At 62.4% G+C, this 343-nt stretch carries 1 protein-coding gene; it reads left to right on the forward strand.

Going from position 1 to position 343, the window contains the following annotated elements:
* A partial coding sequence (locus tag ASU23_RS19905; RefSeq protein ID WP_156423181.1) for a condensation domain-containing protein occupies window positions 1–343 on the forward strand: 343 nt, incomplete at both ends.

Consider the following 343-nt stretch of genomic DNA (forward strand, 5'->3'; position numbering starts at 1 on the left):
GTTGGCTGCTCGGGTGGAGTCGGAGGTTGGTTCGGGTGCGCGGGCGGCGTTGACTGCTCGGGTGCGTCCGGAGCGGGTGCCGTTGTCGTTGGCGCAGCAGCGGATGTGGTTCTTGAACCGATTCGACCCGGGATCCAATGTTGACAATATTCCGGTGGCGATTCGGTTGTCGGGGTTGTTGGATGTGGAGGCTCTGCAGGCTGCGGTGTCGGATGTTGTTGGTCGGCATGAGATTTTGCGGACGGTGTATCCGGAGGTCGACGGTGTCGGGTTCCAGGAGGTGTTGTCTGCGGATCGGGTGCGGTTGGATTTGTCGCCGGTGGCGGTGTCGGAGTCCGATGTC

Origin of the sequence: Rhodococcus sp. KB6, from assembly GCF_001445685.1 — a bacterium.
GTDB classification, from domain to species: Bacteria; Actinomycetota; Actinomycetes; order Mycobacteriales; family Mycobacteriaceae; genus Rhodococcus_F; species Rhodococcus_F qingshengii.